1 protein-coding gene is annotated in these 4,167 nt (G+C 73.4%); it reads left to right on the top strand.

All coding sequences use genetic code 11. The annotated features are described in order from the left end of the window. Nucleotides 1–71: 71 nt before the first annotated feature. On the top strand, nucleotides 72–4,167 hold a 4,096-nt coding region (locus AOK15_RS33145), incomplete at its 3' end, for an ATP-dependent helicase (RefSeq protein ID WP_055522019.1).

The following is a 4,167-nucleotide window of genomic DNA, read 5'->3' as shown; positions in this document are numbered from 1 at the left end:
CTCACCCACCCCCTGGGTCGACGTCTCCGCAGGTCACGGCCATTGTCAGTGGGCGGGTGCAGGATGGGGGCATGGTCAGCTCCGCAGATCGAGCCCTCGACGGCTTCTCCCCCGCGACCCGCGGCTGGTTCACGGGGGCCTTCTCCGCGCCCACCGCGGCCCAGGCCGGGGCGTGGCGGGCCATCGGCGAGGGCTCGGACGTGCTGGTGGTGGCCCCGACCGGTTCCGGCAAGACCCTGGCCGCGTTCCTCGCCGCGTTGGACCAGCTGACGTCGACCCCGCCGCCCCCGGCGGACCCGAGGAAGCGCTGCCGGGTGCTGTACGTATCACCGCTGAAGGCTCTCGCGGTGGACGTCGAGCGGAATCTGCGCAGTCCGCTGACCGGTATCCGCCAGGAGTCCGTCCGCCTGGGGCTGCCCGAGCCCGAGGTGAAGGTGGGCATCCGCTCGGGCGACACCCCGGCCGCCGAGCGCCGTGCCCTGGCCACCCGTCCGCCCGACATCCTCATCACCACCCCCGAGTCGCTGTTCCTCATGTTGACGTCGGCCACGCGCGACGCGCTGACGGGCGTGGAGACGGTGATCCTCGACGAGGTGCACGCGGTCGCGGGCACCAAGCGCGGCGCGCATCTCGCGCTGTCCCTGGAGCGGCTCGACGAGCTGTTGCCGAAGCCCGCGCGCCGTATCGGCCTGTCCGCCACCGTGCGTCCCGTCGACGAGGTGGCGCGCTATCTCTCCCCGCGCCGCAGGGTGGAGATCGTCCAGCCCCCGTCCGGCAAGGAGTTCGACCTCTCCGTGGTCGTCCCGGTGGAGGATCTGGGCGAGCTGGGCGGCTCCCCGGTCGCGGACGGAAAAGAGGGGGCGGAACGCCCGTCGATCTGGCCCCATGTCGAGGAGCGGATCGCCGACCTCGTGCAGGCGCACCGCTCCACGATCGTGTTCGCCAACTCCCGCCGCCTCGCGGAGCGCTTGTGCAACCGGCTGAACGAGATCGCGTACGAGCGGGTCACCGGCGAGCCCTTGGACGAACATCACGCCCCGGCCGAGCTGATGGGCGGGTCGGGTGCGGCTCAGGGAGCTCCCCCGGTCCTCGCCCGCGCCCACCACGGCTCGGTCTCCAAGGAGCAGCGTGCCCTGGTCGAGGAGGACCTCAAGGCGGGCCGGCTGCCGGCCGTGGTCGCCACGTCCAGTCTTGAACTGGGCATCGACATGGGTGCCGTGGACCTCGTGGTCCAGGTGGAGTCGCCGCCGTCGGTCGCGTCCGGGCTGCAGCGCGTGGGTCGCGCGGGACACCAGGTGGGAGCGGTCTCCACGGGCGTGGTCTTCCCGAAGTACCGCGGTGACCTGGTGCAGGCGGCCGTCGTCACGGAGCGGATGCGGACCGGCTCCATCGAGTCCCTGAGGATTCCGGGCAACCCCTTGGACGTGCTGGCGCAGCAGCTCGTCGCCATGACGTCGATGGACACCTGGCAGGTCGACGAGCTACTCGCCATGGTCCGGCGGGCCGCGCCCTTCGCCTCGCTCCCCGAGTCGGCGTTCACGGCGGTCCTCGACATGCTCGCCGGCCGCTATCCATCCGACGCCTTCGCGGAACTGCGCCCGCGCGTGGTGTGGGACCGGGTCACCGGCACCGTCACCGGCCGCCCCGGCGCCCAGCGCCTCGCGGTCACCTCCGGAGGCACCATCCCGGACCGTGGCCTCTTCGGAGTCTTCCTCGCCGGCTCCGACCCCAAGAAGGGCGGCGGACGCGTCGGGGAGCTGGACGAGGAGATGGTGTACGAGTCGCGCGTCGGGGACGTCTTCACGCTGGGCACCAGCTCGTGGCGTATCGAGGACATCACACGCGACCGGGTTCTGGTCTCCCCGGCGCCGGGCGTTCCGGGCCGGCTGCCGTTCTGGAAGGGCGACCAGCTCGGCCGTCCGCTCGAACTGGGCCGCGCGGTGGGCGCGTTCCTGCGCGAGGTGGGCTCCCTGTCCCAGGAGGACGCCCGCCTGCGCATGCTGGCCGCCGGCCTCGACGCCTGGGCCGCGGACAACGTCCTCTCCTACCTCGCCGAACAACGCGAGGCCTGCGGCCATGTCCCGGACGACCGCACGATCGTCGTCGAGCGCTTCCGGGACGAACTGGGCGACTGGCGGGTAGTCGTCCACTCACCTTTCGGAGCCCAGGTCCACGCTCCGTGGGCACTCGCCCTCGGGGCCCGCCTGTCCGAGCGGTACGGCATGGACGCCCAGGTCATGCACGCCGACGACGGCATCGTGCTGCGGTTGCCGGACGCCGACCTCATGGGCCTGGACCTCCTCGACATGGAGCCCACGAAGGCCGGCACGGAGTACGACGCCGAGCAGGCGCCGGTCGGCGCGGCGGACGTCGCCTTCGACAAGGGCGAGGTCGACCAGATCGTCACCGACCAGGTGGGCGGCTCGGCACTGTTCGCGTCCCGCTTCCGCGAGTGCGCCGCCCGCGCCCTGCTGTTGCCCCGCCGCAACCCCGGCAGGCGCACCCCGCTGTGGCAGCAGCGGCAGCGGGCGGCCCAGCTGCTCCAGGTGGCGAGCGAGTTCGGCTCGTTCCCGATCGTCCTGGAAGCGGTCCGCGAATGCCTCCAGGACGTCTTCGACGTGCCCGGCCTCGCCGAGCTGATGGGTGACGTCGAGTCCCGCAAGGTCCGCCTCGTCGAGGTCACCACCCCGGAGCCGTCCCCGTTCGCCCGCTCGCTCCTCTTCGGCTATGTGGCCCAGTTCCTGTACGAGGGCGACTCACCGCTCGCCGAGCGCCGCGCCGCGGCCCTGTCGCTGGACTCGCGACTGCTGGCGGAGCTGCTGGGCCAGGCCGAGCTGCGCGAGCTGCTCGACGCCGAGGTGCTGACCGAGCTGGAGCAGGAGCTCCAGTGGCTCACGGAGGACCGCCGGGTCAAGGACGTGGAGGGCGTCGCGGACCTGCTCCGTCTGCTGGGGCCGCTGCAGGACGCCGAGTTGGCGGAGCGGGGTGCCGAGCCTCAGTGGGCGCGGGAGCTGGCCGGGGCCCGGCGCGCCATCCGGGTCCGGATCGCGGGCACCGACCACTGGGCCGCGATCGAGGACGCCGGCCGCCTGCGGGACGCGCTCGGCACGGCTCTGCCCGTCGGCGTGCCGGAGGCGTTCACCGAACCGGTCAAGGACCCGCTCGGCGATCTCCTCGCCCGGTACGCGCGCACCCATGGCCCGTTCACATCGGCCACGGCGGCCGCCCGCTTCGGTCTCGGTGTGGCCGTCACGGAGGGCGCCCTGCACCGGCTCGCCGCGAACGGCCGGGTCGTGCAGGGCGAGTTCCACCCGGCGGGCATCGGCCAGGAGTGGTGCGACGCGGCCGTGCTGCGCCGACTGCGCCGCCGGTCCCTCGCCGCGCTGCGGCACGAGCTGGAGCCGGTGCCGCCCGCCGCGCTCGCCCAGTTCCTGCCCCAGTGGCAGCACGTCGGCGGTGGACACGGGCTGCGCGGCATCGACGGCCTGGTGCGGGCGGTCGAACAGTTGCAGGGCGCCTCCGTGCCCGCGTCCGCCCTGGAGAAGCTGGTCCTGCCGTCCCGGGTCGCCCAGTACACCCCTGCGATGCTCGACGAGTTGACGACTGCCGGAGAGGTCGTGTGGGCGGGCGCCGGTGCCCTCCCCGGCAAGGACGGCTGGGTGTCGCTCTACCTGGCGGACACGGCCCCGCTGCTCCTCCCGCCCCCGCACCCGCTGGAGCTGACCGCACTCCACCAGTCGATTCTCGAGGCCCTGTCCGGCGGCTACGGCCTGTTCTTCCGTCAGATCGCCGATCAGGTCCGCGCCACGACCCATCCCGACGCCACCGATCCCCAACTGGCCGACGCCATCTGGGACCTGGCCTGGTCGGGCCGCCTCACCAACGACACACTCACCCCCATGCGTTCCCTGCTCGGCTCGGGCCGCACAGCGGGTTCCACGGCCCACCGCGCCAAGCGCACCGTCCCGCGCGGCCGCTATGGCTCCCTCACCGCCGCGGCACGCGCCCAGTCCCGTACGGGGCCGCCCACGGTCGCGGGCCGCTGGTCCCTGCTCCCCGCCCACGAACCCGACGCCACCGTCCGCGCCCACGCTCTCGCCCGCACCCTTCTCGACCGGCACGGCGTGGTCACCCGGGGTGCCGTCTCCGCCGAGGGCGTCGAGGGCG

This window comes from Streptomyces ossamyceticus, assembly GCF_001418475.1.
Taxonomy (GTDB): Bacteria; Actinomycetota; Actinomycetes; order Streptomycetales; family Streptomycetaceae; genus Streptomyces; species Streptomyces ossamyceticus.
Note: the sequence above shows the minus strand (reverse complement) of the source record. Positions and strands in the feature narration are given on the sequence as shown.